Origin of the sequence: Mesorhizobium sp. M4A.F.Ca.ET.050.02.1.1, assembly GCF_003997725.1 — a bacterium.
Taxonomy (GTDB): Bacteria; Pseudomonadota; Alphaproteobacteria; order Rhizobiales; family Rhizobiaceae; genus Mesorhizobium.
The window spans coordinates 1-4271 of record NZ_RZSG01000517.1 but is presented as its reverse complement, the minus strand read 5'-3'; the positions used below and the strand labels follow the sequence as shown (position 1 = coordinate 4271).

The 4271-nt window shown below is 65.1% G+C and carries 5 protein-coding genes; 3 read left to right on the top strand and 2 right to left on the bottom strand.

The genetic code is table 11. The features are described 5' to 3' along the window. A partial coding sequence (locus EOA33_RS25890) for an aldehyde dehydrogenase family protein (RefSeq protein WP_127406931.1) occupies positions 1 to 1091 on the top strand: 1091 nt, incomplete at its 5' end. A gap of 7 nt (positions 1092 to 1098) precedes the next feature. On the opposite strand, the gene EOA33_RS25885 is transcribed toward EOA33_RS25890, so the two are convergent. Further along, the gene (locus tag EOA33_RS25885; RefSeq protein WP_127406930.1) at positions 1099 to 1665 is read right to left on the bottom strand and encodes a TetR/AcrR family transcriptional regulator; all 567 of its coding nucleotides are present in this window, start codon (positions 1663 to 1665) and stop codon (positions 1099 to 1101) included. A 103-nt stretch (positions 1666 to 1768) separates the two neighbouring features. Here EOA33_RS25885 and EOA33_RS25880 point away from each other — a divergent pair, with 103 nt between their 5' ends. Together EOA33_RS25880 and EOA33_RS25875 are read left to right on the top strand one after the other, a co-directional pair. Continuing rightward, on the top strand, positions 1769 to 2584 hold the full coding sequence (locus tag EOA33_RS25880) for an oxidoreductase (RefSeq protein WP_127406929.1): 816 nt from the start codon (positions 1769 to 1771) through the stop codon (positions 2582 to 2584). Positions 2585 to 2650: 66 nt separating this feature from the next. Beyond that, positions 2651 to 3652: an NADP-dependent oxidoreductase gene (locus EOA33_RS25875; RefSeq protein ID WP_127406928.1), complete on the top strand. Its 1002-nt coding sequence runs from the start codon at positions 2651 to 2653 to the stop codon at positions 3650 to 3652. An 84-nt stretch (positions 3653 to 3736) separates the two neighbouring features. On the opposite strand, the gene EOA33_RS25870 is transcribed toward EOA33_RS25875, so the two are convergent. Beyond that, a partial coding sequence (locus EOA33_RS25870; RefSeq protein ID WP_348628262.1) for a M20/M25/M40 family metallo-hydrolase occupies positions 3737 to 4271 on the bottom strand: 535 nt, incomplete at its 5' end.

Genomic DNA, 4271 nt, shown 5'->3' with positions numbered 1-4271 from the left:
ACAAGATCTATGGCGAGATCGCGCCGACTGCCGACAATGTGCTGGGCCTGATCCACAAGGAACCGCTCGGCGTCGTAGGCGTCATCGTGCCGTGGAATTTCCCGCTGATGATTGGCGCCTGGAAGATCGCGCCGGCGCTCGCCGCCGGCAACTCGATCGTCGTCAAGCCGCCGGAAATCGCCTCGCTGACGCTGCTGCGGCTGGCCGAGCTTGCTGCCGAGGCCGGGTTGCCGGAAGGCGTTTTCAACGTCGTCACCGGCCGCGGCGCGGTGGCCGGCGAGGCGCTCGGCCTGCACATGGATGTCGACGCCATTGCCTTCACCGGTTCCGGTCCGGTCGGCCGCCGCCTGCTCGACTATTCGGCGCGCTCCAATTTGAAGCGCGTCTTCCTCGAGCTCGGCGGCAAGTCGCCCAACATCGTCTTTGCCGACGCGCCGGACCTCAGACAAGCGGCCGTCGTGTCGGCCAATGGCATCTTCCGCAATTCCGGGCAGGTCTGCGTCGCCGGTTCCCGCCTGCTCGTCCAGGCGTCGATCTACGACCGCTTCATGGACGAGCTCCTCAAGGCGACCACGAAGCTGAAAGTCGGCGATCCGCTCGATCTCGGGAGCGATATCGGCGCGGTGTCGAGCGCAGAGCAACTCGACAAGAACCTCGGTTTCGTCACCAAGGCGGCGGAGGAGGGCGCCCGCCTCGTCACCGGCGGCGAGCGCATCCTGACCGAGACCGGCGGCAGCTACATGGCGCCGACCATCTTCGAGAACGTGACGCGGGACATGCAGCTCGCCCGCGAGGAGGTGTTCGGCCCCGTGCTCGGCGTCATGCGCTTCGACACCGAGGAGGAGGCCGTGAGCCTTGCCAATTCCACTGTCTACGGGCTGGCTTCCGCTGTGTGGACCTCGAACCTGTCGACCGCGCACCGCATGGTGCGCGCCATCAATGCCGGCGTCGTCCATGTCAACACCTATGGCGGCGCCGACATCACCGTGCCGCTCGGCGGCGTCAAGCAGTCCGGCTTCGGCCGCGACAAGTCGCTACACGCCATCGAGAAATACACCGACCTGAAGACCGCCTGGATCGCGCTCGGCTGACGGCGGTCTAACGCTGCCGGAGCAGTGCCCGCGCCGCATCCGCCCCCGCCGAAAGGATGCGATCCGACAACTCCGTGCCTTCGACGGCGCGGGCCAGTTGCAGCGCGCCGATGAGCGTCGCAAATACGCCCAGCGCCGCGCCTTCCTGATCCTTGCCCGGCGGCAAAGCGGCGGACACCTGGCGCACCAGGGACAGGAAGTGTTCGGTATAGACTTCGCGCGTTTCAGGCGGCTGGCGCGCGATCTCGGGCAGCAGCGCGGCGGAGGCGCAACCCTTTTCCGGATTGTCCCGGTGCGCGGCCGACAGATACGCGTCTATGGCCATTTCCGGACCGCCCGCGGCCAACACCTCCTGCATTTGCTGCGACTGGGCATCCAGGGCCGCCGCCACGCTTTCGCGGACAAGCTCGGCCTTCGACTGGAAGTGCGGATAGAAGGCCCCGTTCGTCAGCCCGGCATCGCTCATGATGGTAGCCAGCCCGGACGCAGCGATGCCGTCGCCTCGAAAGCGTTCGGCGGCGACTTCCATGATCCGGCCGCGTGAGGCGTCCTTCCGGCCCTTTTCATAGCGCATGGCTGCACGTCCTTTCGGCTATTGCATTATGATCATAATGTGATATTATACTCGTAATTTAATGGGCTGGAAAGAGCCGGCCTTGGTGATCTTGGAGTATGACATGAGCGCGAATTCCGGAAAGACCGCTATCGTGACCGGAGCCTCGTCGGGCATCGGCCGGGCCAGCGCCGAGGCCTTGGCCCGGGCGGGGTTCACCGTTTTCGGGACGAGCCGCCGCGCGGCCGGCAACGGCCCGGAAGGGGTGACCATGCTGGCCTGCGACGTGACCGACGGCGATGCCGTCGCGGCGCTCGTATCGACGGTGCTCTCGCGCACCGGCCGGATCGACGTGCTGGTCAATAATGCCGGCGTCGGCATGCTTGGCGGCGCCGAGGAATTCTCGATCGCGCAGGTACAGGGCTTGTTCGACGTCAATCTGTTTGGCGTCGTGCGCATGACCAACGCGGTATTGCCGTCGATGCGGCGGCATGGCGAAGGGCGCATCATCAACATCGGCTCGATATTGGGTCTCGTGCCGGCGCCGTATTCGGCCCACTATTCGGCGGCCAAGCACGCGATCGAGGGCTATTCGGAATCGCTCGATCACGAGGTTCGTGCCTTCAACATTCGCGTCTCCGTCATCGAGCCGGCATTCGTGCGCACCGTCTTCGACCAGAACGGGATCGAGCCGGATTCCCCGTTGCAGGAATATGATCGGGCGCGCGCCGGGGTCGACGCCCTGCTTCGCGATGTGATGCCGAAGGCCGACCGGCCGGAAGTGGTGGCGGATGTGGTCGTCAAGGCCGCGACCGATGCCCGTCCGCGGCGGCGCTACACCGCCGGCAAGGCCGCGCGGCAGGTCAGCATGCTGCGCCGCTTTGTCCCCGCCGGGATGTTCGACAAGAGCTTGCGCAAGCAGTTCCGCTTGCCGGTCTGAACAGGCGCAGGGCAGGGGGGTTCTCGCCGTGCGGCAGACCAAAACCACTTTCAGGAAGTTTCTGCCATGAAGGCATTCGTAGTCGACAAGTATAACAAGAAGGGCATCCTGCGGCTGGCCGAGATGCCGGAGCCGAAGCTCGGGGACAGCGATGTCCTGGTCGAGATCCATGCGGCGGCGGTGAACCTTCTCGATTCCAAGGTCAGGACCGGAGAGTTCAAGCTCATCCTGCCCTATAGCCGGCCCTTCATCCTCGGCCACGACGTGGCCGGCAAGGTCATCCGCGTGGGATCGAAAGTTCGCAGGTTCAAACCCGGCGACGAGGTCTATGCGCGGCCGCGCGATGGCCGGATCGGGGCATTCGCCGAGTTCATCGCCATCGATGAAGCCGACGTCGCCCTGAAGCCCAGCAATCTCAGCATGGAGGAGGCGGCCTCGATCCCCCTGGTCGGTCTGACCGCCTGGCAGGTGCTCGTTGAAAGGGCAAAGCTGAGCAAAGGACAGAAGGTCTTCATCCAGGCCGGCTCCGGCGGCGTCGGCATATTCGCGATCCAGCTGGCAAAGCATCTCGGCGCGACCGTTGCGACGACGGCGAGCGCAACAAGCGCTGCTCTGGTCAAGGGCCTCGGCGCCGATGTCGTCGTCGACTACCGGAAAGACGACTTCGAAAATATCCTGTCGGGCTACGATATCGTCGTGAACAGCCAGGACGCCCAAACACTCGAAAAGTCGCTCACTGTGCTCAAACCCGGCGGCAAGCTCATCTCGATCTCCGGCCCGCCGGATCCCGAATTCGCCAGGGAAAAGGGGTTGAACCTGGTGCTGAGGACGCTCCTGCGCCTTCTTAGCCGCGCCATTCGGTCCAAAGCCAGGCGCCGTGGCGTGAGCTTCTCGTTCCTGTTCATGTGGGCGCAGGGCGACCAGTTGGGCAAGATCACCGCCCTCATCGAGTCCGGCGCGATCCGCCCGGTTGTCGATCGGGTCTTTCCCTTCGAAGCGACCAACGAGGCCCTGGCCTACGTCGAAACGGGACGCGCCAAGGGCAAGGTGGTCATCAAGGTCAGATAGCGACAGCCATCTTTGGGGTTCGCAATGACTTTCGCTTGGCCAATGACTTTCGCTTGGCGTTGACTCGCGCCCGCCAGCCAACCCTCACCCCAGCAAGTTGCGCGCCGTGCGCATGAAGATCCTCGACCCGATCGGGATCAGGTCGTCCGGAAAATCATAGTCCGGATTGTGCAGCGCCGGATAGCGCTCGCCGGCGCCGAGGAAGAACATCGCCGACTTGGCGCTGTGGCCGAACAGGCCGAAATCCTCCGAGGCCCGCATTGGCAGGGCTTCCTCGCCGTGGACGACGCTTTCTTCATCGAGCGCGCGGCGCAGGTGCGCCACCGCGTCCGGCGCGTTGACACTGGCGACGAAGATCTCGTGATAGTCGGAGCTTAAGGCCAGGCCATGCCGGCCGGCGATTTCCGCGGCCAGCGCTTGAGCGGCGGCGCAGAGATCCGCCATGCGCTCGTCGCGCCGGGTGCGCAGCGTCGCCCAGACCTCAGCATGGGCGGGCGCGATGCCGAACACGGCTTCGCCCATCTCGGCATGGGTGACGGTCACCATTGAGAAGTCGTCGTCGGCGAAGCTGCCGCGCCCGAGCGCCGGCAGCGCCGGCATCAGCTCACTGATCGCCAGC

Bases quoted from the DNA above. Each gene is read 5' to 3' on its own strand.
- EOA33_RS25885 (WP_127406930.1), bottom strand. From the start codon at position 1,665: ATGCGCTATGAAAAGGGCCGGAAGGACGCCTCACGCGGCCGGATCATG.
- EOA33_RS25880 (WP_127406929.1), top strand. From the start codon at position 1,769: ATGAGCGCGAATTCCGGAAAGACCGCTATCGTGACCGGAGCCTCGTCG.
- EOA33_RS25875 (WP_127406928.1), top strand. From the start codon at position 2,651: ATGAAGGCATTCGTAGTCGACAAGTATAACAAGAAGGGCATCCTGCGG.